The following is a 24,326-nucleotide window of genomic DNA, read 5'->3' on the forward strand; positions in this document are numbered from 1 at the left end:
CTTTTACTTGGAAGACTTATCTTCCTCTTCCTCAAGCAAGATCTTCTGCTCCGGGTAAATTAAGTGCGGGTTGTCCAGCTGATTAATTTCCTGCAGTTCATGCCAGTGCATACCATAGCTCACAGCAATCTCAGAAAGCGTATCTCCTTTGACTACTACATGGACATCTTTGTTAGTCATATCTTTTTCTTTATGTCCGGCTTCCCCATCTTCTAAATCCGTAAGAGAGTAGGCAGCCACAGTACCGGAAATTTCATGGGCGGCGAGCAGGATCGGTTGTCCGGTTGGGCTTTGATCCGCTTCTATGAATTGAAGACCTTCAGGACCAACGTCGCCTGCAGGCTTGTCCTGAGAGAAATCGCGAGTGGTAAAATATTTAACAAAAGAAGCTTCTTCAGGATTCGTAATATCATATACCATCACACCACTTTGTCGTTCCAGTCCGATAAAGGCATAGACCTTGTCCCCTACATGACCGGCAGCGATCGCTTCTGGTTCAGGGCCTTTATCATCACTGCGATTATCGAAGGCATTTTCTTCATTATCTGAATTGAAGAAATCCGGCTCGATTTCAGCTACCACCTGTTCAAATTCATCCCCACTATCATAGGTTACATCCATAGAATCCATATCCCGGATGGTAAATGAACGCGCGCCATAGCCATAGACCGCTTCATATTTTCCGTCTTCATTCTTTGGAGCTGAAATCGTGGTCTTTAAACGGCCGAGCTGATCTTCATCAAACAAACCATTCTCCACTAACTCATCTAATTCTTCCTGGGTATACCCTTCATAGTGGTCTGCATTTAGATCATATTGATCCGCAATATCCCCTACACGCGTTTCTTCTGAATACCCTTCATAATCCTGAGCATCCCCTTCATTTGGAGTTAGCAGATAAGACTTGCCATCCTTCTCATAAAGGGCAATCCCATCCGGCTGGTACATACCGAGAACTGGATGCGGCTGAATCGTAATGTCTTCGTCTTTATTCGATGCATCAAAGCCATTTTCTTCTATTGAATGATCCTTGTAGCCAAGGGACCTTACCTCTGTAAACGATCCTGTTTCGATATCTAAGGTAGCCACAGCGTTATTTTCCTGTAGGACAACATAGGCCGTCTTCCCATCTTCCTCTACCACAATATATTCAGGCTCCAGATCCTCTTCATACGTATTATCCTGATTCATCTTACGAATATCCTCATCAATTTGAACATCTTGAAACGTAACTTCCTGAACTGACTCTTCTGATAGTTCGTTCATATTACCCGTTACATCGATAATCGATACCGAACCTTCAGGATTTATTTCATAATCCTCACTAGGTTCTCCTTCATTGGCCACCAGCACCTTTTCTCCATCTGGTGTAAAGGTAACCATGTCCGGCAGAGGGCCTGCAGAAACATGGGAAATATACTCGCCATCTTTGTCCATAAATACAACATATCCATTATCTTGTTCAGGGTCAGCAGGAACCGCTGCTGCCACATAGTCACCTTCTGGATGCACGCTTATGCTCGTAATACCAGATACGTTTGATAAATCTCCGCTTAAGTCTTCTAGTTTAACTCGTTTTAACAAAGGCAGCTCATTTGCTTCAGACTGTCCCTGCTTCAAACCAGACATGTCAATAATATCAATGGCATTTTCAGCTCCGTTTACCGAAAACAAACGCTTGGACGCCGGATCATACATCGCAATCTCCGTTCCGCCTTCAGCAAATTCAGCTCCGCTCGAAAAGTTACCCACTTTCTTTACCTCTAATGTTTCTTTTCCTTCTTCATAACTCGTGAGTGATGATGCTGGAGAAGCTGCATCTGTGGAAGGGGGGGCATCAGCCAGTGTCTGGGATGGAAGCAAAATGGATGTAAACAGTGCTGCAGTCGTTAAAACAGAGTACGCGGCTTTTTTCTGGTATTTCACTTGAAAACCTCCTTAATTTTAATCGACTTCATTGTATCGATACTTAATTAAGGAAGAATAAAGCCTTGGTAAATATTCTGTAATTTTGAAATATTTTGTCACAATATGTTCTATAGTATCAGCGAACCACCCTTAGCTTGTCCTATGACTAGTATGAAAAGGACAGGATTTAATATGGTCATCAACCATTCCGATAGCCTGCATAAAAGAATAGATCGTGACAGGACCAACAAATTTGAACCCGCGTTTTTTAAGGTCTTTACTTAATTGAATCGATAAATCTGTCTGAGCAGGAATATCCTCATCGGCGCTTCTGTTATGGATGATGGGGGTGAATTGCACATATTCCCAAAGAAAATTGGATAGACTTCCAAATTCCTTTTGTATTTTTAGCGTTTGGATGGCATTATGTTGAACGGATCGAATTTTAGCCATATGTTTGATTACTTGATGCTCTTCTTTTATTTCTTCCAGTTCACGTTCAGTCAATTCCGCGCAGCAGCTGATATCAAAATTATGAAAGGCTTTTTTATAACTTTCTCGCTTCGATAGTACAATATCCCAGGATAATCCTGATTGAGCTCCTTCAAGGGTGAGCATTTCAAAAATGTATCGATCATCCTTGTTTGGGATGCACCATTCCCTATCATGGTACTCTTTCATACGTTGATTATCCCCTGGCCATAAACATGCAGTCAACTCGCCCACTCCTTTTTATGCCTCATAACAAACAGATGCCTGTGAATCCAGTACACTGGAAATAAACTCGGCAGCTTCTATATGCTTAGGATGGGAAAGGTAGTGTTCCATATCTTCCTGCGTTTCAAAAGTAGTAATAAAAAGCAAATCATAATCATTTTCCCCTGAACGAATATTTAGCTCTACTTGTATGTTAATCAGGTACTTTATATTGTTTTTCATACTTAAAAGAACGCTTTGTGTTTGGATAATTTTATCTCGGTCATTTAATTTCAAAAGTACATTATTGACGATCATGCTTTCCCTCCTTGCTTTTTAATTGATCAAGAGCCTTTTTATCATGTCCTCATGAAGTTGAAAATGAAAATCCAGGAGCAATGGATCCGGCAAACCTGTTTTGTCATAATCTCCAGAGAGCTTAAAGGTGACGATAATTTCCTCACCCTCTTCTTTGGCTGTAATGGGATCAAGCTTTACATTTGCTCCAAAGTGAAAGTCTTCACTCCATTTTTTTATCGCCGGCTTACCTGCGCGTTCTTGTCTTTCATCTACAACCATGGCTTCATCTGCGAAGCAATCAACAAAAGCCTCCGGATCTGGCTTGTTTGAAGCAGCAATAAACTGTTGAATGATTTGTGGGAGTTGTTTGATATCCACAATGGTTCCCTCCTTAAAATGAGTAAGCTGTCTTGCTACTGCTAGTGTAAGGGATCTAACCTGACAACAATGTGTCAAGTTAGCTGAAATAATTTTCAGCCATTTTCTTTATCCGTCCCGCCAACTCGGAGCGGATTGGTTTTGGTTCCATCACTTCAAGCAAACTGCCATATGAAAGAAGGAAATGAAACAACCATTCACCACCTGGCAAGTTGGCATTAATCCCATAGGATCCATCTTCCTCCACAGTTATCTCGTCTGCATTAAAATCATCGTATACGCGATAAGCTCCTTCACCCGCTATTTTCAGCTTAAGAGGGATTTTATCGATCTCAATCTCTTTTGAGTCTGCTGATGTTGGACTTTCCGGGTATTCATAGAGTGGAGACTGATCGGTAATTGATAGATCGGTCATACGAGTAAGTTTAAACGTTCTTAACGCATTACGGTCAAAGCAATGCCCTTGGACATACCAGGACTTATCTTTAAATAGAATTTTGATTGGAGCGACCTTCCGGCTGCTTTTCTCTCCTTCGCTTCCATAATAATCAAATGTGATGAGCTGCTGGTTGAGGATGGCGTGTTTCAGTTGATTAAAGATCTCTTTTTGCCACTTCCCGCTCCCCCACGGTGAGAAATCCACTTCGATCCAATCCACACGATTTTTCTCAAATAAACTGTTTAATTTAGACTGCACTTGATCCAGATCCGGAAACCGAACAGCAGATAAGCTTTGTAAAGCAAGGAGGATTTCATCCTGTTCCTTATCAGAAAGCAGTACCTTATTTAGCGTAAACCGGTCAACTAAATGGATGCCCCCTCCTTTTCCCTGTTTCGCATAGATCGGAACTCCCGCCTGACTCAATGCCTCGATATCCCGATAGATGGTTCGTGTCGAAACTTCAAAATGCTCCGCTAACTCTAAAGCCGTGACAGATCCTTTTTCAAGCAAAATATACACAATATAAAACAGCCTGCTTTTTTGCATGCTATCACCTCTTACTCATTGTAAATTCTTGAACTTGACATTAGTATGTCATGTTATTGATATTACTAATGCGATTGGAGAATTTGTTGATGAATAAATCATTAACTCTTACTTTTTCAATAAAGGTCAATCAACAAAATTAAAATGAAGTAAGGAAGCATTGTTCAAAGCAGACCTCTCACATGCTCAGGTAATTATAAAAAATCCCACTCACTCAGTGAGCGGGATTTCTCTATTTTAGGGGGTGAAGATTACGTCATGAACCATTCAAACCTTGTCCGGCTTCTGATCTGGAATGTCAGTTATCACTGCTTTTGTTGTTAGGGTCATGGCTGCTAGGGATGCTGCATTTGGAAGTGCAGAACGTACATTTTCAGTTGGGCTATGATACCGTGTCGATAATAGTGACCCATTGGCAGTTTCCCCAACGGTATAGAGATTCTTACATCCTAATTTATGAAAAATTTAAACAAATTTACTTATATCTTCTAAATTTGTACCTGATAAAAGATTATATTAAATAATGCAACTACTATCTTTTGCAATTTGCTAAAATCAGGATACCTTCCAAGCAAACCGAACAACAATTAGGTAGTCAAAAACGCAAAGATTCCCGGTTTAGTGGCCGGGGTTAACATTAAGATATTGCAGAGACTCAAAACCATCAAGCCGATCAACACAATTTGGACAAACACCACATGGGGTTGTACTATTAGCTTGGCAAGAGTAAGTTTGTGCTACTGGAACATTTAAATGAATTCCCTGCTTTATAACATTTGCTTTTGAAAAGTCTCTAAAGGGCATTTCTATTTGGACTGAGCCATATTCAGAAAGCATTCCAGATAATTTGTCAAAAAACTCTTTTGAACAATCAATCTCTTTAGCATGGTTGGAATTGATAAAAGCTGAATAAACCCCTTTTATTCCCAGCGTCTGAGCAATTGATGAAGCAATAGATAAGAACAATAAGTTCCTATAAGGAAGATATAAATCGTCTGCACCGACCTCATCTACCCACAAATTAGGTTCTTTTATCATTCTTGATTTAGAATTTTTATAAATGTCCTCTATATTAATTACTTTTATATGAGGGATCAATTTTGGTGGTAATACATCTAATAGAGTATTAAATTCGGTATCCGCAAAATGCTGTCCGTATTCAAGGAATATAGGCATTACTTTCTTGCCCTCTGATAATAATTTATATGCTAAAACAGTTGAGTCCAATCCTCCAGAAGCAAGTAATAGCGCATCGTATTCTTCAATAGTTTCAAAGTCCCTTCTTCCCAATACCTCGAACACTGTGTCAATCACCTCATTCATGGAATGCACAATGTAATCTGCAGATTTTCTCAGGAACAGGTTTCTAACTTGTTTATAGGGATCAAAGATAATCACGGGTTTACCGCTTTTAGCCATGTAGCCTATCTCTACATATGTTCCAGGATCATCGTTTAGTATTACAGCGATTAAAACGGAGGACTTTCTAAGCAAAGCTATATCTTTTTGGTATGCCACCTGCTGTTGTTCCTCGGTTTCATCACCTGTAATAATGCCATTTTCAACCACCGGCCTGTGGGGAACAAAGTTGTGGTACTTTAGATTATTGTATACATCTTTAATTAATCTTGTATCAACATCTGGAAAATCAGGACCTGCTATATATATATGATGTTTTTCTCTTTCTCCCCACGATAATCTTTTCGCTGGAAGATTTTCAATCTCACTCAAATCCAAATTTGTTACAAGCTCCTCAAATTGCTCAAAGACCAAAGTACTTGCATAAATCATAGCAATATAAGAAGCAACTTTTAAAGCTGATTCATATGTTCTTTGACCCTGTTGAGATAAATAAATGGCATTAAAACAATCTCCAACCCCAACTGAATGCACTGTTTCCGTTCTAAAAGCTGGAGCCTCATAAAATGTTTGGTTTGTAGTATCATAATAAGTAGAGCCGCCTCTATTTTCTTTCAGTAAAAATGATTTTGTGTTTGACCTTAACGATGAGTTCACCAAATTTGTAACAGAAAAATTGTTTTCTTTAAAAAGTAAAGATGAAGTTGAAAGAATAATTGTTCTGAAATTAAAATTGTGTGCAATCATACTTTCAAGAAATTCAAACTCGTATTGAACATCAATGTGTAAATTTCCATTAAAACCTTCGAGCACGGAAAACATATTTTCAAAACTGTATTTACCTGGATAAATTAATATGTCCGTTGGATTATACTCTTGAATAATTTGATTTAATTGCTGGTGATTTATCGTGATCTTAGACTGGTTTCTTAATATATCATTATATCCTTGATCCCCGTTTTCAGCAGAATCTTGAATGTTAATTACGTTTGGAGATCCATATATCTCCCCTACAATAGCAGTTTGTTGCGCATTCAATTTACTTCCGAATTCCTCAACACTATCAAATAGGTACCTAGGGGCTATAGCAGCCAAAGCATATTCACAATTAATAACACTAAACGCTCTTGCACTATGGAAAACTCCCCCAAGTCTTAATGGAGATTCTGATATGTCTATATGCACATCAGTAAATACTTCACCAAGTATCAAAAATCGCTTGTTAGTTTCATTCCTCTGCATATAAATCCACATCAACTTTCGGAATAGGCTTCGAAGTGCTATAAGCTACATTTCCTTTGTATCTAAATCCTTTTCTCATACAAGCTAATAAAAAGCTATACTTACTGGGTAGAAAGCCGATTTCTTCACCAGTTTCTTCAGAAATTATAACTAAACGTCCGTTTTTTAATTGCTCACTTAATACGACTGGTTCCATTATCGCTGGAACATTTTCACTTACATTAAAATAGGCTGATCTTCCAACTTCCTCAAGCCCCACATTTTTTCTTTCCATACTGCACATGTCTCTAGTCGGCTCATTATCTCCTTTATAATCTCCAAAACGTCCTACACCAGAACTACCCATAATCAAGATGCCTCCTAAACTGAATTATTTTAATTACAGTATTCGGCATATATATTTTAAATCCTTCTTTTTTATATTTTTCCATATTATATATTAATATCAAATATTTCAATTCTTTTCTTATTATAAATTATTTTTCCTGTTAGTGTACTGTCTGTTTCAAGAATATAAGGTAAAAGGTAAGTAAAACTTTCAGGAGTATTTTCATAAGAATATATTTTTTCAGTTTCTACCCAAGCTACCTCACCCTCATCAGAGGAACTTAGGATTCCTGAAACTTCTTTTGTATGAAATAACATTAGTACATCGCTTCTTTTTTGATTTTCATTTGTAACTGTCATAATTCCTCTAAAACTCACATTTTCTATGGCCAGACCTGTTTCCTCTTGAATTTCTCTTTTACATGCTTCAAGAGGAGACTCGAACGCCTCCACTTTCCCGCCCGGCGCGTTCCATAATCCTTTAAATGGTTTCTTCACTCTTCTTTGTAAAAGTACTTGATTATTATTTTCAACAAAGCACATTGTAAATACCTTACTCATATCATACACCTCCAAATATTTATATATATTTTTAAAGGTATCATGCAACTTAGTCATGTCAATCTAAATTTGTTTAACAAAAAATTTCTCTACTATGCCCTTTTGTGTGAATGTATTTTTTATCAATAATCTAATGTCAAAGCTAGAAAAAAAATCAAAAAAAAATACCTTATAATGGTATAATAACCTAAGTAAAGGAGTGAAATTAAGTGACAGAAATGGAACTATTTGTTGAGTTAATTGATGATGATGAAGCAAACAATATATTAACTTTCTTTAAGGAGAACCCTACAGGCGCTAGAAAAGAAACTGCTACCCTCGAACAAAAAAAAATTCAGATTAAAAAAGTTTTTAAATCTATGACCCCTAATATGAAACGAATGAGAAGAAGTGGTGGATCAAATCCATTCTATCTTTACATTAATAAATATACAAAAACTACTGATCAGCAAGGGGAAAACTTTAAAGATCACTTATTATTATTGAGTGAACTAAATAAGGATGTGCCAAACTACATACGTTTTGCAAATCTACTATTAGTTTATCCTCAAGAAACCAGAAATAAAATTAATGATTTCGAGGAAATTATAAAACAAGGAAAAAATCCATTTAAATTTGATGAAGGTTTTCAAGATGTAGATGATCTAAAAAAATTCATTAGAAAGTTTCACGATTTTGCAGGTAAGAAAGCTCCTCAAAATGTCGTTGAGCTTTTGATACCTTTTCAGCCAGATGATTTAAAAATAGAGTTAGAAGAATGTAAAGATCAACTTAAGAACTATGACATTCTTCAATACTACAACGAAAGAGAATCTTTTTATAACAAATATAGGTTACCTATTTCTCATATGGCTTATATTGAGACCCACCCAGAAGAGGATTTTGATATCTTAACCCTACTTACAATAGAGGCTTTATTCGATACATTAAAATCTCACTCAGAAAGCGTTAAGGATAAAATCGATAATGCCATTAAAAATATTGAAGAACAACAAATAGCAATTAAAACACGTCTTCAAGAAAAGAACGATGAAATTGCGGATTTTAAATCTGACATTAATACTATTTCTAAACATAATAAAAAATTAAAGTCTGAGATTCAAACGTTATCTAATTCCCTTAAAGACTGGGAGGACAAATATAATATTCTTTACTTTGAACAAGATGAAACCACAGTAAAACATAGCAATGAAATAAAGAAGTTAGAAAATAAGTTCAATAAAGAGATTAGATCTCTTGAAAAGAAATTTGTTATACAAGAACTTATAGAAAATGAAAGAGTTAACCAATTTAAACATGAGAATTCCATTATTATTGATTGGGGAATAATATGTATGTATGATTTTGAGGTTATTAAAGAAATATATCCAGAGATCCCTCTGATTCATGCTGAACATAATCTTACTTCTTTCTTAAACAATTCAACATTAAAAACTATCTACTTATCCATGAATGGCTTATCTACAAAGAAATTTAGAGAAATTGAAAAAGAAATTCAATTAAGTAATAAAGATTACATCCCAGTAGATTTTGATAACATCAAGGAAGCAATTGAATGGATTGGTTATATGAAAACATTAATAAGAAAAGGAGCTAAAATATGACAACGTATGCAACAAGGCACTTAGAGCAGATAAAAGAAAATTACATGGTAGGCGTTTTAGCCTCGAAAAATGATTATCTCCCCAGAGGGTTAGGAGATGACGATGAACCTGTCACTTATTCCGAAAAAATGAATGATGTATTATTCTACATTAAACCCCTCACCCAAGAACCAAAAGAAATAACTTTAGTTCAAGAAAGGGTAAGTATGTCAAATCTATACATTGGATTTGGCAGCAAAAGTATTAATCTTCCTTTAGAATTTAAACATAGTACAGATATCAACAAAAAGATTACTGCTATTCGGGAGAAACTTGAAGGTAAACTTCTTTTATTTAGACCAGTATTAACTTACCAAGAAAGAAACGATCGTTATCACAAAAATATTGATGACATTATTGTGGAAGAAGATTGGATTGAGGGTATTGAATATCATGCAGTCCCTCGAGTAAATCATGATCCAATTGAATTTGAAGCTAAATTGTTAGCAGAAGAACCTATAAATTTTGAACAATATAATCATGCTATGCCTGCGCCAAGCTATATTCTCTGTGGAGACTATATATATGGAAATATAAAAGAAAATCAATGGAGAATTGATTCATCTAAAAACCATCATGCTAGAGTCATAATCTCTCCTTTTACAGTAAAAAGAATTATGATCACTCAAGAAGAGATTCAAAAAAATAGTGGATCTGAAAGACCTAGCTTGGTATTCATGGATGAAAAATTCATGTTTACGACTATAGCAGACCGATTAGACTTTGAAGGAACTTTTATTGGAGATTGGGAGAAAAAAAGCACTACCACTGAACAGCAAGCAAAAGAAGATAGCCTAATACAAGTTGAGGAAGTAGACGAATCTACTCAAAAATTAGATGAAAAAACATTTATCCGGGATCTTGAACAAATTGCTAAGGTGAAAAAATTGGTATATAGCATGGAAGACTTAATTAATTTCCATACAAGCCTTAAATCAAGTGCACTAACAATATTATCTGGACAGAGTGGGATTGGCAAAACAAAATTAGCAACGACTTATGCAGAAGCATTAGGACTAAGCCAGGAGAAAAAGACTATGCTTATTATGCCTATATCTCCCGCTTATACAGAACCAGGAGATATATTGGGATATTTAAATCCTTCAACAGGTCTTTATATGCCTGCAGAAACCGGGTTGGTTGACTTTCTTATTCATGCTCAGGAAAATGAAAATCAAATTCATCTACTTATAATGGATGAAATGAACTTAAGTCAAATTGAGCATTATTTTTCTCCTTTTATTTCATTATTAGAACTAGAAGAAAGAGAACGATTCCTAAACCTTTACAGCAAAGATTCCGTTTGCCATAACAGTCAAAAATATAAGCATAGCATTAAATTAAAGAATAACCTCGTTATTGTGGGAACCATGAATACCGATGAAACTACAAAAGATATTTCAGACCGCCTACTAGACCGGTCAAACGTTGTAGTATTAGAAAAACGTTCTTTTAAAGAGATTAAAGAGGAATTAGAACAATTTACAGATAATAGCCAAAAAAGTTCAGGATTGGAGGATGCTTATGGGGAGGTCTATTCAACTTGGAAAAGTGAAAAAGGTTGTTGGGAGGCTTTTAAAGACTCTGAATTAGAATTTTTTGATCAACTGGATGCTGCCATATCTAAGGTTGATCCACAAAAAGGATTCTCTATTAGAAATATAATAAGAATGGGCGATTACTTAAACAACTTACCTTATGATTTGGCGGGAGGATATATTATTAATCGGGAAAGAGCAATTGATCTATTCATTAAACAAAGAGTTATTACGAAAATTAGAGGGCCAATTGAAATTTATGAAAACCTAATTGGATCTTTAGGTGATGACGAAGAACCAAGTGGAGAATTGTATAAGCTCTTTGGTAGTGAGGAATCTGCTTTGATAAGTAGCTTTGATAAAACGAAAAAAGACTTACAACGAAAAGCAAGGGAGCTAACTTTAAATGGATATGCGACCTAGAGTATATTTCACTATACATCGCCAAAATTCCCCCCCCATTGTCAAAGAGGCGTTATTAGATAATACTCAGGTTATATACTCTGGTATTGATGTCAGTGAATATGCAAAAGTCCAAGTAAGACTTTATAGTCCTTATGATCCTAGTGGCAAGTTAAAAGTTGAAACATATCAAACAGAAGAAGTTATTGAGATTAGTGAATCAGATGGGAATGTGACCATCATGGTTGGAGAAAATACTGAACATATGCTAGTACCTGGGCAGTACCCATTTGAAGTATATTTTAAAGGAATAAGATATTATTCATATTACAACGTTATTTCTAAAAACTTTTCTAGTGAGTCGCTCCTTAATTTGAGGCAATACCTTGAAAATTTATTAAAAGGATTGTCTTACGATCTAGTTAAACAACGGTTAGGAATGGCAGCTCCAGTTCCTGATATTAATCCAACATTATTACAATTATTCCAGTTTATTAATAAACATAGGAATCATGTGCGACGTAATTTTGAGCTTATAATTAAAGATCCTATCACAGATCTAGTTAGTGAATATAATATTACTAATAAAACTCGAAAACCCGATCGAAAAAGTTTTAGATGGTATGCTCAAAAAGGTGGACAAAAAAATTTTTTCCCACATACACCAATGCTGCATTATGAAAAGCATGCTCAAATGACTCTAATTAATATTGAAAATCAATGGGTAAAGTATATTATCAATTATTTTCTACAAGCAATAAGAAAACTTGAAGTTAATTTTCAGAAAGAGATAGTTTCTATTTCAAATAAGGTGGAACAGCAACAAACCCGATTAAAATATAATAGTGAACAAATGGAGCTGAGGCAAAATTCATTTGGATATAAAAAAACTTTTAGGAGTTTGAAAGACACAAGGAAACGCATAAACTCGCGGATTGAAGAACTAGAAAAAGAAAGGAGTTCTTATCTTAGGTATAAACAACAACTACGGGAAACAATGTATATTTTTACTGACCTCGAGAAAGCACCATGGATTCAGCCCTTGCCATCGCATAAACCAAAAAAGGTTACCCAGAGGCTTTTAAAAGATCATCGTTATAGGAGATTATACACATTATATAATGAATTACTTAAATTAGAGACTAAGCATGTGAATTCTAAAATTCCAGGAGTTCAATTTCGGAGAACCTGGCAACTCTTTGAATATTACAATGTAGGTATATTAATTGATATAATGAGGGAGAATGGTTATAGCTGGGTAGAGGGATGGCTAGCTAATAAAGATAGTCCTCATCAACATATAGGAACGCTTCCCCAAGATACAATATTAAAATTTGAAAAACCACATAGTGACCATTATATTGAACTTGCCTATGATAAAGAGCTTGAATCGTCTATTGTTGATTTAAGTTATAGTCGTTATTTTAATAGTGACGGAAGACGACCTGATATTCGACTTACGATATACAAACTAGATGGGAGACTTTATTCAGGAAAAGCAGGACTTATTATTGAATCAAAATGTCGACATCATCGTTATCTAATAAACGAAGAGATTGAGCCAGATATTAAGTCTCAGCTAAAAGATTTTAAGAAACTTGAGTACTTTGATTCGAAGGACATAGAAGATCCAGTAAAAACACCTATTAAACAAGTTATTGTATTATACCCAAGACAAAAGGGAAGAAATTCTGTCATCGCTGACCATGTTTATGGGGAAACAATAATATATATTCAACTAGAACCCAGCAACCTTTCAACTGGTGAAAAACCATTTGGATACGATATCTTAAAAGAAAACGTTGATAACTTCTTATCTCAAGTAGGGGAGGATAGAGTATATGCTTAATAAAGAGCAAGAAATCCAAAAAATTCTTCGCGGAAAATTTGTAGATGGACCAAAACTTCTAATGGATGAAAACTCAACAGGAATAAATAATTTTTCAGGTAACAATAAATCTGCCTATTACGAACTTTATGGTCCGTCTTCAATTTTCAGGCTAATTATTATGGAGCCTTCTGACAATCTATATACAAACCAATTTGTTGGGAAGAACCACTTGTTATTTTTATTGATTGAAGAAGAACAAGTAAAAGGTGGTTTTGTTTCGCTAAAACAAAATATTCTTTCTGAATTTATAAAAACATTTTCACATTTAAGGGAGGAACAAGTTGAAGAACTGTATTTATTATGGGATAGATATGGTTCAAACCACTATCACAACTTAATTGCAGCAGATTAATATTGGCCACTTTTTAGGTGCCTATTTTATAATTATTTTTCCACATACATCATAATTCTACTATATAGTCGTTTTCTTGAAATGTTTATAATCTAAAAAAGTCTTGATACGCTAATTTTTATAAGACAAAAAACCACTCCCTAATTTTTATAGGAAGTGGTTTTTGCTATTGATTTTTTTAAAAATAACTACTTCTCAGAATTGCAGTCGATGCTTGGCTTCAAGAACCCTTACATCATGCCGCCCATTCCACCCATGCCGCCCATGTCAGGCATTCCGCCTCCGCCATTCTCTTCTGGAATGTCGGCTACGACTGCTTCTGTTGTTAGGAACATGGCTGCTACGGATGCTGCGTTTTGAAGTGCAGAGCGTGTTACTTTAGTTGGGTCTACGATGCCTGTGTCGATCATGTTGACCCATTGGCCGTTGGCTGCGTTGAAGCCTACGCCGATTTCTTCTTTTTTCAGGCGCTCAACGATGATGGAGCCTTCAAGACCTGCGTTGTGTGCGATTTGACGGATTGGCTCTTCAAGTGCACGAAGCACGATGTTGATGCCTGTTGCCACGTCGCCTTCTGCTTCTACTGCCGCTACTTTGTTGTAGACGTTCACTAGAGCTGTACCACCACCGGATACGATTCCTTCTTCAACTGCTGCACGCGTTGAGTTCAAAGCGTCTTCGATGCGCAGTTTACGTTCTTTAAGCTCTGTTTCAGTTGCTGCTCCTACTTTGATTACCGCAACACCGCCAGCTAATTTCGCAAGGCGCTCCTGCAATTTCTCTTTGTCGAATTCAGAAGTGGTTTCTTCCAACTGAGCACGGATTTGGCCTACACGTGAACCGATTTTGTCAGCTTCGCCGGCACCTTCCACAACGGTTGTGTTTTCTTTTGTTACGACTACTTTCGCTGCGCGTCCAAGCTGAGATACGTTGGCTGATTTAAGATCAAGGCCAAGGTCTTCTGTGATCACTTCAGCGCCAGTTAGAACCGCTAAGTCTTCAAGCATCGCTTTACGGCGGTCACCGAATCCAGGAGCTTTAACCGCTACTGCATTGAATGTTCCGCGAAGCTTGTTCACAACAAGTGTAGCAAGCGCTTCGCCTTCTACGTCTTCCGCTACGATTAGAAGCGGTTTGCCTTGCTGAACAACCTGCTCAAGAACAGGAAGTACTTCTTGAATGTTGCCGATTTTCTTGTCTGTGATTAAGATATATGGATTTTCAAGAACCGCTTCCATTTTATCTGAATCGGTTACCATGTAAGGTGAGGCATATCCGCGGTCGAATTGCATACCTTCTACTACATCAAGCTCTGTTGTGAAGCCGCGTGATTCTTCGATCGTGATCACGCCGTCGTTGCCAACGCGCTCCATAGCTTCAGCGATCAATTGACCGACTTCTTCGTCAGCAGAAGAAATCGCTGCAACCTGTGCAATGGATTCTTTGCCTTCGATTGGTTTAGAGATGGCTTTCAGCTCTTCAAGTGCTGCCACAACCGCTTTTTCGATACCTTTACGTACGCCTACAGGGTTCGCACCAGCTGTAACGTTTTTAAGGCCTTCACGGATCATCGCTTGCGCTAGAACCGTTGCAGTTGTTGTACCGTCACCGGCAATTTCATTTGTTTTGCTTGCTACTTCAGCGACAAGCTTTGCACCCATGTTTTCAAATGCATCTTCAAGCTCGATTTCTTTTGCGATGGTTACGCCATCATTTGTAATTAGTGGTGAACCAAATTTTTTCTCAAGAACCACGTTCCGTCCTTTTGGTCCAAGTGTTACTTTAACTGCGTTTGCAAGTTGATCGACACCGCGAAGCATCGAACGGCGAGCTTCTTCACTAAATTTAATATCTTTAGCCATGTTAAGGTTCCTCCTGTTTTGCAGGCGCCGGGAAAATTCCGTCTGCCTGATGTATTTTATCGTGCTCTTTATTTAATAAGTAAGTGGTTGTTGATTATCCAACGATTGCTAGAATGTCGCTCTCACGAAGGATTAAGTATTCACTGCCTTGATATTTCACTTCTGTTCCAGCGTATTTCGAGAAGATAATGCGGTCTTCAACAGAAACTTCAAGTGCAACAGTTTCTCCGTTTTCAAGAACGCGGCCTGTTCCGACTGCAACAATTCTGCCTTCCTGCGGCTTTTCTTTTGCGCTGTCCGGAAGAACAATCCCGCTTGATGTTTTTTCTTCTGACTCTACCAACTCAATTACTACGCGATCACCTAATGGTTTTAACAAGTGAAACAACCTCCTTAAGATATGTGTTCTCTTTATTAGCACTCTAACTATCCGAGTGCTAACACAGTTATTATGATAAAGAATCCTCACCTTTTTTGCAAGCACAAACGTTTACTTTTTTTCCGACATATTCTGCCCTTTTTTGAGGGGTTAAATTTGATGAGGGTCTGTTTTATTAGTAGAATATAGTTTATCGGCATTTGTATTGCGGCACGTCGAGAAAAATGGATTAAAGGGGAATACATGTGAATCGAACCTTTCTGATTATTATTATTGCTTACATCGTGATGCAGCTTTCCGGCATTGTCGGCGTTCCGCTTTTATATCTGGGCGGTATGCGATGGACAGATGCAGATCCTGCGGCGATGGAAAACTATGCAGCCGGCTACTGGGTGTTCTTCAGCTTCCTCGTGACCTTAATCATCACGCTGATTCTTCTAAATAAGCGTAAAGGCGCGCTTGATCTTCCGGGAGAGCGTTCAAATGCAGGAATGGTCGTTGTGTGGTCGATTGCGGGGGTTTTCCTTGCCTTCTTCAGTCAGATGGTCGCAGCGATGATTGAGATGCTGATTGGCATTGAGCCGGGCTCTGAAAATACGGCAGATATTATATCCCTGCTTGAATATGTACCGGTGGCTGCTTTGGCCGTAGCCGTTTTTGGACCGATCTTAGAAGAGATTGTGTTCCGGGGCGTCATTTTCGGCTGGCTGTACCGCAAGTATAATTTCTTTATTTCCGGTATGCTGAGTGCGTTAATTTTTGCGGCCATTCATTTGGATTTCACGCATATTCTAATTTACACAGCGATGGGCTTTGCTTTCGCGTTCCTTTATGCGATGACCAAGCGTATTATTGTCCCGATTATTGCGCATATTGCCATTAACTCCTTTGTGGTACTTGTTCAGTTTGTGTTTGCAGATCAGCTGGAGGAACTAATGGAAATGAATGAAGCAATGTTTATCCTGCTTCGCGGGATTATTGGAGTGATTGTATGAGGAAGCCGTTAACTCACGGCATTATTTACATGCTGCTTGGAGTTGTATTTACGTACTTTGCGATTAATACGGTGAATTCAGAGGGCTGGGGATTTTTCGCGTACCTTCTCATTCTGTTCGCGACCTATGATATTGGAGCCGGCATCCGGTTAATTGCGCTTCATTTTCGAATTAAAAAGCATTTAGACCAAAAAAAGTAGCGGCGAAATTATTCGCCGCTGCTTTTTTGATTGGCCAATTCCCGGTCAATCCGTTCTCTTCTTTCTTTTTCATCGATCTCCCGCTGCTTTGCTTCTGCTTTCAGCGCTTTTCGGTAGCCGATTTTGGCAATCCACAAACTAATTTCATATAAAATCAGCAGCGGAACCGTTACAAGAAGATGAGAAAAAATATCCGGCGGGGTCACAAACGCCGCCACCACAATCAGCACAAAGTACGCATACTTTCTGATTTTGGATAGAACCATCGGGGTCACAATGCCAAGCCGCGTCACAAACAGCATGATCACCGGCAGCTGAAACAAAAAGCCGAATGGGATTGTCATTTGAAATAAAAATTGAAAATATTCATTGATTCCGATGACCTGCTCAATGCCGAGGCTGTCGGATAAATTCATCATAAACTGAACCACAAACGGAAACAGAATAAAATAAGCAAAGGCAAGGCCGCCTAAAAACAATAGGGCAGATGCCGGAATATAGCTTAACGTTACGCGCCGTTCCCGTTCATGAAGCCCCGGGCTGACAAAGGACCAGAGCTGAAATAATATTAAAGGCGCCGTCATGATAAACGCAATAAAAAGGATGATTTGAAAGTAGATCTTTACGGGATCTGTCACCCGGAATGCGTTAAGCGTCATTTGCTGTGCTTCATCAGAGGATTGCAGAAACTTCATGAGAGGCTCCGCTAGGAAAAATCCGACGGCAATCGCAAAGACAAAGAAAACGACTACAATGATGAGTCGTTTTCTTATTTCATTTATATGATCATGGACGGACATATCTTTCTCGTTCATATGGCCACCATCCCGTTTTTAGTGCTTCTCTTCTTTCTTCTTATCATCGTCGTCATCAGCTAAACCTTTGGTTGCGTCTTTGAATTCACGAAGCGTGCTGCCCGCTGCTTTTCCGAGTTCCGGAAGCTTTTTCGGACCAAAAATCAATAGAGCGACAATCGCGATGATGACTAGGCTCATTGGACCTGGCATATTCATGTACCTCCTTTTCGTTCTTATGCCCATTAAGGCAACAGTCTGTAAATGATGAAGGCTGTAGTTTTATCATAAATCATTTGGGCTTGTTTGGCTATTCTATTCCTTCACCCAATTGTGACGGTTCTACGTCTTCTTCTGCTCCGTAATGGCGCAGAAAATAAATCAGCGATTGAAGCTCAACAGCCAGATCAATATGGTGGATGCGGATTTGATCCGGGACATTCAGCCGCGCAGGCGTAAAATTCAGAATGCCCTTAATATTCATCGGAACAAGGCGGTCGGTAATCGTCTGTGCAGGTCCGGCTGGCACTGTGAGGATCGCAACTTCAATGTCACTGTCCGCCACCCGCTCCTCAAGCTCGTCCATGGAAAAGATCGGCACATCCCCAATCGACGTTCCTGCTTTTTTAGGATCGGCATCAAACGCCATTTCAATTTTTGTGTTGTTGTTTTTCAAAAAGTTATAATGAAGGAATGCGGTCCCGAGATTCCCCACTCCAATTAAAATCACCTTCGTGACTTCATCCTGGTCCAGCGTTTTTCTGAAAAACGTCAGGAGATAATTAACATTATAGCCATATCCCTTTTTTCCTAACGCACCAAAATAAGAAAAGTCGCGGCGGATGGTGGCTGAATCCACCTTTACAGCTTCACTCAGCTCTTTTGATGACACTCGCTGCTTCCCTGAAGAATGAAGGTTCTTCAAAAAGCGGTAATATAGAGGAAGCCTTTTGGCTGTCGCTTGAGGTATTTTCATTTCCTGATTCATTGTTTCACTCCCTTTAGACTCCATCATGGGATGATCTAAACGGTAGCCCGTAAAATCATGTGAAGTAGTCAAAAATCTGTTAACGCTTCCAACATATCCGACTGCAAATGCATCAGATGTGCAGCGTTTCTCTATAGGCAGAAAAGCATTTTTTCGCTTCTGTATCCAATATATACAAACCATTTAAATTTATCATACACCATTCCGTTCCCTCTGTGCAAAGTTTGCATGCTCTTTCACAAATTCGTTATATTGCACATCTGTTCTTTCATGCGATACACTGAAAGGAAGAAAATGAGGTGAGCCTGAATGATTTTACTGCAAGTTAACGGACTCTCAAAAGCATTTGGTGCTGAAGAGATTCTTTCCAATATAAAGCTCGAAGTTCAAACGAAAGACCGCATCGCACTCGTTGGGCGAAACGGTGCGGGGAAATCCACCCTGCTGAAAATGATTGCCGGCAGCATGTCCTATGATGAAGGAGAAATCATCAAGCCAAAGGAAGTCTCTCTTGGCTACCTGGAGCAGCACAGCGGACTCGAATCCCAGCTGTCGATCTGGGAAGAAATGCTGTCTGTCTTTGACCATCTGAAAAAAATGGAAGTTAAGCTGCGGGAAACCGAACGGCAAATGGCGGACCCAGAGGTGTATGAAAACAGTGAGCGCTATGAACGCGTGATGAAGGAGTACGACGCCCTGCAGGTTGCGTTTAAAGACCAGGGAGGCTATCAGTATGAAGCCGACATCCGCTCGGTTCTGCACGGACTGCGCTTTGGACAGATGGATCATGATACCGCCATTTCAACGTTAAGCGGCGGACAGAAAACGAGACTGGCACTGGGTAAAATGCTTTTGACCAAGCCGGATATCATGATCCTGGATGAGCCGACTAACCATTTGGACATTGAAACCCTGTCCTGGCTTGAGCAATATTTACAGGGCTATCCCGGCGCCATTTTGATTGTGTCGCATGACCGGTATTTCCTTGATAAGGTCGTGAATCAAGTGGTCGAGCTCTCCCGTCACCGCTCACGCAAATATCACGGAAACTACAGCTATTACCTCGACCAAAAAGCCTTAAGCTATGAGCGTGAAGTTAAAGAGTTTGAAAAGCAGCAGGGAGAAATTGCGAAGCTCGAGGACTTTATTGCGCGCAATCTTGTTCGTGCCTCCACAACCAAACAGGCTCAAAGCCGGCGCAAAAAGCTTGAGAAAATGGACAAAATGGACCGCCCGCAAGGAGATGAAAAATCAGCAAGCTTTGCTTTTTCGATCGATCGTCAAAGCGGCAATGATGTGCTGAAGCTGAACGATCTCTCAATCGGCTACGATCGTCCCCTTTCAAGCCATATCTCCACATCGATCACCCGTCAGGACAGCCTGGCGTTAATCGGACCCAATGGAGTCGGGAAATCCACTCTGCTGAAGACGATCGTAAAAAAACTCGAACCTCATGCAGGCACGATTCAATATGGTTCTAATGTCAGCATCGGCTATTACGATCAGGAGCAGGCAGAGCTGAATTCCCGTAAAACCGTGTTAAACGAACTCTGGGATGACTACCCGATGAAAAACGAAAAAGACATTCGCACTGTTCTCGGCAATTTCCTGTTTTCAGGTGAGGATGTGTTAAAGCCGGTTAACGCACTGAGCGGAGGCGAAAAAGCAAGACTCGCACTCGCCAAGCTCATGATGCAGCAATCGAATCTTTTAATTTTAGATGAGCCGACCAATCACCTGGATCTTGACAGTAAGGAAATTCTCGAAAATGCCTTGATGGATTTTCCCGGAACCATTCTGTTTGTTTCCCATGACCGGTACTTTATCAACCGCATCGCTTCTAAAGTACTTGAGCTCTCTCCTGACGGCGCAACAGAATTTCTTGGAGACTATGATTATTACATCGAGAAAAAGCTTGAAAAAGAAGAGCATGAAGCATACGAGCGTGAACAGGCTGAAGCAGCCAACCCTTCCCTGTCCCCCCAGAAAGACAAAAACAGCTTTCAAATGGATAAGGAGCAAAAAAAGAAAGAACGCCAAAAGCGGCGCAGACTCGAAGAAATTGAAATTCAAATCACAGAGCTCGAATCTCAAATCGAGGAAAATGAAAACATTCTCTGTGACCCTGACATCTTTCAGGATCACGAAAAAGTAATGGAATGCAACGAAGCAATTGAACAGGCAAAAGCGGTCATGGACGGACTAATGGAAGAATGGGCTTCTCTTGAAGAAGAGCTGGAAGAATAGATTTTTTCAGAGCGGATGTGAATATCCGCTCTTTTTTAATGTAAATATAAATGAGTCGAAATATGTTGAAACGATGACATCCGTGTAACAGTCCACAGAGTTACCCACAAATCGCACAGCTTTTATACAGTTATCAAGATCGTTTTCCACATTATCTACATACTAAATAGATTTTATCCACATTATCCACAGTTAACGACACACTGAACTTTTTACAGTTTTTACACAGGAATTTTACACTTATCAACAGGTTATCAACAGACTGTGAACAAGTACAAATGTTCTTACAATTTAAAAAATCATCAGGCAAATAACCTGATGATTTTGTTATCTGAGCTCCAGTCCTGGATTCCCATTAAGCGTATAATCCGAACGTTTCCCCTGTTCATAGGAAATGGTGCCGGCTGCTGCGATCATGGCCGCATTATCTGTACAAAGAGACAACGGCGGAATGACTAGTTCTATATCCGCACGGTCATTAAAGGTTTCATTTAATCTGTCACGAAGTCCTTTATTTGCCGCTACACCACCTGCGATTAGCAGCTGTTTAGCTCCAAATTGGCTGACTGCACGCTCTGTTTTCGTTACCAGCACATCAATGACACTTTCCTGAAAGCTGGCTGCGAGATCTTTCGCATCAAGCTGTTCCCCGCGCTGCTCTGCATTATGAAGGGTGTTGATAACTGAAGATTTCAATCCGCTGAAGCTGAAGTCAAATGACCCTTCTTCAAGCCAGGCTCTTGGCAGTTTAATCACCGGCTTGCCTTCTTGAGCCAAACGGTCGATATGCGGTCCGCCTGGATATGGAAGTCCAAGTGTTCGGGCTACTTTATCGTACGCCTCTCCGGCTGCATCATCTCTCGTTTCGCCGATCACTTCATAGGAGCCATGCTCTTTCATGAGAACAAGCTCTGTATGTCCTCCGGAAACAACAAGCGACACTAAAGGAAACGTCATTTCCTTGCATAACCGGTTCGCATAAATATGGCCTGCGATATGGTGCACACCGATCAGCGGCTTTGCATGAGCAAAGGCGATCGCTTTTGCAGCATTGACCCCAATTAATAACGCCCCCACGAGTCCGGGTCCTTCTGTAACCGCAATCGCATCGATATCTTCAATTGACAATTCAGCCTGGCTTAATGCCTCTTCCACCACAATCGTCACCTGTTCTACATGGTGCCTCGAGGCAATTTCCGGGACCACCCCGCCAAAGCGTTTATGGCTTTCTATTTGCGAAGAAACGACGTTTGAAAGAATCTCCGTTCCTCCTCTAACGACAGATGCAGCCGTTTCATCACAGCTAGTTTCAATTCCCAATATTAATGTTTGGTTTGTCATCTTAATTCCACCCACATGACTAACGCATCCTCCTGATTATCTGTATAATAATTTTTCCTGATGCCGCCATCTAAAAACCCGAGTTTTTTATAAAGAGAACGGGCAATGTCGTTGCTGACGCGCACTTCAAGTGTAACCGTTCTTGCCCCGGCATCCTCCGCAAGTTCGAGCACTTTTTTCATTAATCGCTCGCCCAGTTTCTGACCGCGCAGCTTTGGAAGGATCGCAATGTTAGTCACATGCGCTTCGTCCATAATCAGCCACAGTCCGCAATAGCCAATGACCTCTTCGTCCTTCACCAATAGAAGATATTTAGCAAACTGGTTCACCGTTAATTCATTTTCAAAGGCAACCCGCTTCCATGGCACAGAAAACGATTCCTGCTCTACAGTAAGGACCGCATCTATATCATTCATGGTCATCCAGCGGAACTCCAGCTCATCCTTCATGAGAATCCGCCTTCTTTTGCTGTTCCAGCCATTTTGTTTCTGCTTCAGCCATTCTTATATAATTTGGCACGACATCATGCACATTTCCCGGTTCCATTTTCATCCCGATTAACCCAAGTTCAGCTGCGCGCGGCATATTCTCTGCTAGTGAAGCAAAAACGGCCTGATCGCCAAGCTTGTCCTCGATTTGTTCACGAAAAACAGCTGCATCCTGTCCTGTAAACAATATTTTTTCATCTAGCTTCACTAATTCATCCAGCCAATCTTCCATCAAGCCGTTCATATCTTCCTTCACCTGAACAAGCTCCTGATTTTTATAGGTGTATAAACCGGTATACGCCTGTCCTCTTCGTGCGTTAAACACAGGGCAGACAAAGCCGTTGAAATATCGGCCCGGTCCTGTCAAAGCAGCCAGGCTCGAAACGGCAACAAGCGGAATCGAGAGTGTCCAGGCCAGCGTTTTCGCTAGCGTAACCCCAATTCTCACACCTGTGTAGGATCCAGGACCTTTCGCCACGACAATCCGTGTTAAATCCTTTGGAGCCAGATCAACGGATCGCAGCATGGATTCAATTGCAGGCATCGCCTGAAGCGAGTGATTTTTTTTTCTGTTGATCATTGTTTCAGCTAAAACCGTTTGTTCATTCAAAAGTGCAATGGACAACGGAACAGCTGAAGTATCAATTACAAGTACATTCATCGCAAAATCTCCTTACAAAGCTCTTCGTATCTTTCACCTGCAGGACGCAGTTCAAATCGTCTGGTATGCTCACCCTCATAAAAGATTGAGATTTCAAGCCGCTGCTGGGGAAGCTGTTCTTCTATTAAGTGTGCCCATTCTACAAGACACACCCCTTCACCTTCAAAGTATTCTTGAAAACCCAGATCTTCGCCCTCTTCTCCAAGACGATAGACGTCCATATGATAAAGAGGAAGCCTTCCCATATATTCTTTCATAATGGTAAAGGTAGGACTGTTGACCGTTCTAGTTACACCGAGTCCCTTGGCGACCCCTTTAGAAAAAGCGGTTTTCCCTGCACCAAGATCGCCCTCCAGTGTAAGCACATCACCGGCCTTTAGAAGCTCACCCAGCTTACAGGCAAATTCGGCAGTTTCATCCGGATGGTTTGAATTCCAGTTATAAATCACTGCACGTTCCCCCATTTTTATCTTTTCATCTTTATTGATAACTCTTTGATCGATTCTATTATTTCATTAAAAAAGACTCACCCGTTTGGAGTCAGTCATGATGTGTAAGCTTCTATTAGTGTACATGATTTTTTACGAAAGGCAAAGTCCCCTACTCTGGAGCTTGCCGGTTTTAGACAAAAAAAATAACCATGAATGAATTCATGGAAAATGGCGGTCCCGACCGGGATCGAACCGGCGATCTCCTGCGTGACAGGCAGGCATGTTAACCGCTACACCACGGGACCTTGGTAATTGCGGGGGCAGGATTTGAACCTGCGACCTTCGGGTTATGAGC

General features: G+C 39.7%; 24 protein-coding genes and 1 tRNA gene. 7 read left to right on the plus strand and 18 right to left on the minus strand.

Annotation, left to right across the window (positions count from 1 at the left end):
- Positions 1-3: 3 nt before the first annotated feature.
- From ACQCT8_RS15220 to ACQCT8_RS15255, 8 genes are all read right to left on the minus strand, one after another.
- Complete coding sequence (locus ACQCT8_RS15220) at positions 4-1,926, minus strand: choice-of-anchor I family protein (protein ID WP_426872438.1); 1,923 nt, start codon at positions 1,924-1,926, stop codon at positions 4-6.
- 132 nt (positions 1,927-2,058) lie between these two features.
- Positions 2,059-2,625, minus strand: a complete 567-nt coding sequence (locus tag ACQCT8_RS15225) for a DNA-3-methyladenine glycosylase I (protein WP_426872440.1) — start codon at positions 2,623-2,625, stop codon at positions 2,059-2,061.
- Between the two features lie 15 nt (positions 2,626-2,640).
- Positions 2,641-2,922 (minus strand): Dabb family protein, encoded by a 282-nt coding sequence (locus ACQCT8_RS15230; RefSeq protein ID WP_426872442.1) that lies wholly within the window; start codon positions 2,920-2,922, stop codon positions 2,641-2,643.
- 18 nt (positions 2,923-2,940) lie between these two features.
- Positions 2,941-3,282 (minus strand): nuclear transport factor 2 family protein, encoded by a 342-nt coding sequence (locus ACQCT8_RS15235; protein ID WP_426872444.1) that lies wholly within the window; start codon positions 3,280-3,282, stop codon positions 2,941-2,943.
- Positions 3,283-3,361: 79 nt separating this feature from the next.
- Complete coding sequence (locus ACQCT8_RS15240) at positions 3,362-4,270, minus strand: helix-turn-helix transcriptional regulator (RefSeq protein WP_426872446.1); 909 nt, start codon at positions 4,268-4,270, stop codon at positions 3,362-3,364.
- A 618-nt stretch (positions 4,271-4,888) separates the two neighbouring features.
- Positions 4,889-6,871 carry a 7-cyano-7-deazaguanine synthase gene (locus tag ACQCT8_RS15245; RefSeq protein ID WP_426872448.1) on the minus strand — a complete coding sequence of 661 codons (1,983 nt, stop codon included), beginning with the start codon at positions 6,869-6,871 and terminating at the stop codon, positions 4,889-4,891.
- Positions 6,858-7,217 (minus strand): hypothetical protein, encoded by a 360-nt coding sequence (locus tag ACQCT8_RS15250; RefSeq protein ID WP_426872449.1) that lies wholly within the window; start codon positions 7,215-7,217, stop codon positions 6,858-6,860. The genes ACQCT8_RS15245 and ACQCT8_RS15250 overlap by 14 nt, the downstream gene beginning before the upstream one ends.
- 86 nt (positions 7,218-7,303) lie before the next feature.
- The gene (locus ACQCT8_RS15255; RefSeq protein ID WP_426872451.1) at positions 7,304-7,759 is read right to left on the minus strand and encodes an NUDIX hydrolase; all 456 of its coding nucleotides are present in this window, start codon (positions 7,757-7,759) and stop codon (positions 7,304-7,306) included.
- A 209-nt stretch (positions 7,760-7,968) separates the two neighbouring features.
- Between ACQCT8_RS15255 and ACQCT8_RS15260 the strand changes: the two genes are divergently transcribed.
- The 4 genes from ACQCT8_RS15260 to ACQCT8_RS15275 are packed head-to-tail and all read left to right on the plus strand — an operon-like array spanning position 7,969 to position 13,585.
- Entirely contained in the window at positions 7,969-9,363 is a 1,395-nt protein-coding gene (locus tag ACQCT8_RS15260; protein WP_426872453.1) for a hypothetical protein, read from the plus strand.
- Complete coding sequence (locus ACQCT8_RS15265) at positions 9,360-11,363, plus strand: McrB family protein (RefSeq protein ID WP_426872455.1); 2,004 nt, start codon at positions 9,360-9,362, stop codon at positions 11,361-11,363. The genes ACQCT8_RS15260 and ACQCT8_RS15265 overlap by 4 nt, the downstream gene beginning before the upstream one ends.
- Positions 11,347-13,191: a DUF2357 domain-containing protein gene (locus ACQCT8_RS15270; RefSeq protein ID WP_426872457.1), complete on the plus strand. Its 1,845-nt coding sequence runs from the start codon at positions 11,347-11,349 to the stop codon at positions 13,189-13,191. Before ACQCT8_RS15265 ends, ACQCT8_RS15270 begins: the two co-directional genes overlap by 17 nt.
- On the plus strand, positions 13,184-13,585 hold the full coding sequence (locus ACQCT8_RS15275; RefSeq protein ID WP_426872459.1) for a hypothetical protein: 402 nt from the start codon (positions 13,184-13,186) through the stop codon (positions 13,583-13,585). Before ACQCT8_RS15270 ends, ACQCT8_RS15275 begins: the two co-directional genes overlap by 8 nt.
- A gap of 230 nt (positions 13,586-13,815) precedes the next feature.
- On the opposite strand, the gene groL is transcribed toward ACQCT8_RS15275, so the two are convergent.
- Positions 13,816-15,447 (minus strand): chaperonin GroEL, encoded by a 1,632-nt coding sequence (gene groL, locus ACQCT8_RS15280; protein WP_278241809.1) that lies wholly within the window; start codon positions 15,445-15,447, stop codon positions 13,816-13,818.
- A gap of 94 nt (positions 15,448-15,541) precedes the next feature.
- Positions 15,542-15,826 carry a co-chaperone GroES gene (gene groES, locus ACQCT8_RS15285; protein ID WP_426872463.1) on the minus strand — a complete coding sequence of 95 codons (285 nt, stop codon included), beginning with the start codon at positions 15,824-15,826 and terminating at the stop codon, positions 15,542-15,544.
- A gap of 245 nt (positions 15,827-16,071) precedes the next feature.
- Here groES and ACQCT8_RS15290 point away from each other — a divergent pair, with 245 nt between their 5' ends.
- Both ACQCT8_RS15290 and ACQCT8_RS15295 read left to right on the plus strand, forming a co-directional pair.
- Positions 16,072-16,821: a CPBP family intramembrane glutamic endopeptidase gene (locus tag ACQCT8_RS15290; protein ID WP_426872465.1), complete on the plus strand. Its 750-nt coding sequence runs from the start codon at positions 16,072-16,074 to the stop codon at positions 16,819-16,821.
- Positions 16,818-17,021: a YdiK family protein gene (locus ACQCT8_RS15295; protein WP_426872467.1), complete on the plus strand. Its 204-nt coding sequence runs from the start codon at positions 16,818-16,820 to the stop codon at positions 17,019-17,021. Before ACQCT8_RS15290 ends, ACQCT8_RS15295 begins: the two co-directional genes overlap by 4 nt.
- An 8-nt stretch (positions 17,022-17,029) precedes the next feature.
- Here the strand turns inward: ACQCT8_RS15295 and tatC are convergent, their stop codons facing one another.
- From tatC to ACQCT8_RS15310, 3 genes are all read right to left on the minus strand, one after another.
- Positions 17,030-17,836, minus strand: a complete 807-nt coding sequence (gene tatC / locus ACQCT8_RS15300; protein ID WP_426872469.1) for a twin-arginine translocase subunit TatC — start codon at positions 17,834-17,836, stop codon at positions 17,030-17,032.
- Between the two features lie 18 nt (positions 17,837-17,854).
- On the minus strand, positions 17,855-18,028 hold the full coding sequence (locus ACQCT8_RS15305) for a twin-arginine translocase TatA/TatE family subunit (RefSeq protein WP_426872471.1): 174 nt from the start codon (positions 18,026-18,028) through the stop codon (positions 17,855-17,857).
- A 97-nt stretch (positions 18,029-18,125) separates the two neighbouring features.
- Positions 18,126-18,803 (minus strand): redox-sensing transcriptional repressor Rex, encoded by a 678-nt coding sequence (locus ACQCT8_RS15310; protein ID WP_426872473.1) that lies wholly within the window; start codon positions 18,801-18,803, stop codon positions 18,126-18,128.
- A gap of 309 nt (positions 18,804-19,112) precedes the next feature.
- Here ACQCT8_RS15310 and ACQCT8_RS15315 point away from each other — a divergent pair, with 309 nt between their 5' ends.
- A complete protein-coding gene (locus ACQCT8_RS15315; RefSeq protein WP_426872475.1) occupies positions 19,113-21,050 on the plus strand; it encodes an ABC-F family ATP-binding cassette domain-containing protein in 1,938 nt (645 codons plus the stop codon).
- A 327-nt stretch (positions 21,051-21,377) separates the two neighbouring features.
- On the opposite strand, the gene tsaD is transcribed toward ACQCT8_RS15315, so the two are convergent.
- The 5 genes from tsaD to ACQCT8_RS15340 all read right to left on the minus strand — a co-directional run bounded on the left by tsaD (position 21,378) and on the right by ACQCT8_RS15340 (position 24,276).
- On the minus strand, positions 21,378-22,391 hold the full coding sequence (tsaD, locus tag ACQCT8_RS15320; RefSeq protein ID WP_426872477.1) for a tRNA (adenosine(37)-N6)-threonylcarbamoyltransferase complex transferase subunit TsaD: 1,014 nt from the start codon (positions 22,389-22,391) through the stop codon (positions 21,378-21,380).
- Positions 22,388-22,840, minus strand: a complete 453-nt coding sequence (gene rimI, locus ACQCT8_RS15325) for a ribosomal protein S18-alanine N-acetyltransferase (protein WP_426872479.1) — start codon at positions 22,838-22,840, stop codon at positions 22,388-22,390. The genes tsaD and rimI overlap by 4 nt, the downstream gene beginning before the upstream one ends.
- On the minus strand, positions 22,830-23,540 hold the full coding sequence (gene tsaB / locus ACQCT8_RS15330; RefSeq protein WP_426872481.1) for a tRNA (adenosine(37)-N6)-threonylcarbamoyltransferase complex dimerization subunit type 1 TsaB: 711 nt from the start codon (positions 23,538-23,540) through the stop codon (positions 22,830-22,832). The genes rimI and tsaB overlap by 11 nt, the downstream gene beginning before the upstream one ends.
- Positions 23,537-23,989 carry a tRNA (adenosine(37)-N6)-threonylcarbamoyltransferase complex ATPase subunit type 1 TsaE gene (gene tsaE / locus ACQCT8_RS15335; RefSeq protein ID WP_426872483.1) on the minus strand — a complete coding sequence of 151 codons (453 nt, stop codon included), beginning with the start codon at positions 23,987-23,989 and terminating at the stop codon, positions 23,537-23,539. The genes tsaB and tsaE overlap by 4 nt, the downstream gene beginning before the upstream one ends.
- 211 nt (positions 23,990-24,200) lie before the next feature.
- A tRNA-Asp gene (locus ACQCT8_RS15340) sits at positions 24,201-24,276 on the minus strand.
- Between the last annotated feature and the right edge of the window lie 50 nt (positions 24,277-24,326).

This window comes from Jeotgalibacillus proteolyticus (assembly GCF_050107735.1).
Taxonomy (GTDB): Bacteria; Bacillota; Bacilli; order Bacillales; family Jeotgalibacillaceae; genus Jeotgalibacillus; species Jeotgalibacillus proteolyticus_A.

Coding starts and splice junctions, on each gene's coding strand:
- ACQCT8_RS15230 (WP_426872442.1), bottom strand. CDS start 2,922: ATGATCGTCAATAATGTACTTTTGAAATTAAATGACCGAGATAAAATT.
- ACQCT8_RS15240 (WP_426872446.1), bottom strand. CDS start 4,270: ATGCAAAAAAGCAGGCTGTTTTATATTGTGTATATTTTGCTTGAAAAA.
- ACQCT8_RS15245 (WP_426872448.1), bottom strand. CDS start 6,871: ATGCAGAGGAATGAAACTAACAAGCGATTTTTGATACTTGGTGAAGTA.
- ACQCT8_RS15250 (WP_426872449.1), bottom strand. CDS start 7,217: ATGGGTAGTTCTGGTGTAGGACGTTTTGGAGATTATAAAGGAGATAAT.
- ACQCT8_RS15255 (WP_426872451.1), bottom strand. CDS start 7,759: ATGAGTAAGGTATTTACAATGTGCTTTGTTGAAAATAATAATCAAGTA.
- ACQCT8_RS15265 (WP_426872455.1), top strand. CDS start 9,360: ATGACAACGTATGCAACAAGGCACTTAGAGCAGATAAAAGAAAATTAC.
- ACQCT8_RS15270 (WP_426872457.1), top strand. CDS start 11,347: ATGGATATGCGACCTAGAGTATATTTCACTATACATCGCCAAAATTCC.
- ACQCT8_RS15275 (WP_426872459.1), top strand. CDS start 13,184: ATGCTTAATAAAGAGCAAGAAATCCAAAAAATTCTTCGCGGAAAATTT.
- groL (WP_278241809.1), bottom strand. CDS start 15,447: ATGGCTAAAGATATTAAATTTAGTGAAGAAGCTCGCCGTTCGATGCTT.
- ACQCT8_RS15295 (WP_426872467.1), top strand. CDS start 16,818: ATGAGGAAGCCGTTAACTCACGGCATTATTTACATGCTGCTTGGAGTT.
- tatC (WP_426872469.1), bottom strand. CDS start 17,836: ATGAACGAGAAAGATATGTCCGTCCATGATCATATAAATGAAATAAGA.
- ACQCT8_RS15305 (WP_426872471.1), bottom strand. CDS start 18,028: ATGCCAGGTCCAATGAGCCTAGTCATCATCGCGATTGTCGCTCTATTG.
- ACQCT8_RS15310 (WP_426872473.1), bottom strand. CDS start 18,803: ATGAATCAGGAAATGAAAATACCTCAAGCGACAGCCAAAAGGCTTCCT.
- ACQCT8_RS15315 (WP_426872475.1), top strand. CDS start 19,113: ATGATTTTACTGCAAGTTAACGGACTCTCAAAAGCATTTGGTGCTGAA.
- tsaD (WP_426872477.1), bottom strand. CDS start 22,391: ATGACAAACCAAACATTAATATTGGGAATTGAAACTAGCTGTGATGAA.
- rimI (WP_426872479.1), bottom strand. CDS start 22,840: ATGAAGGATGAGCTGGAGTTCCGCTGGATGACCATGAATGATATAGAT.
- tsaB (WP_426872481.1), bottom strand. CDS start 23,540: ATGAATGTACTTGTAATTGATACTTCAGCTGTTCCGTTGTCCATTGCA.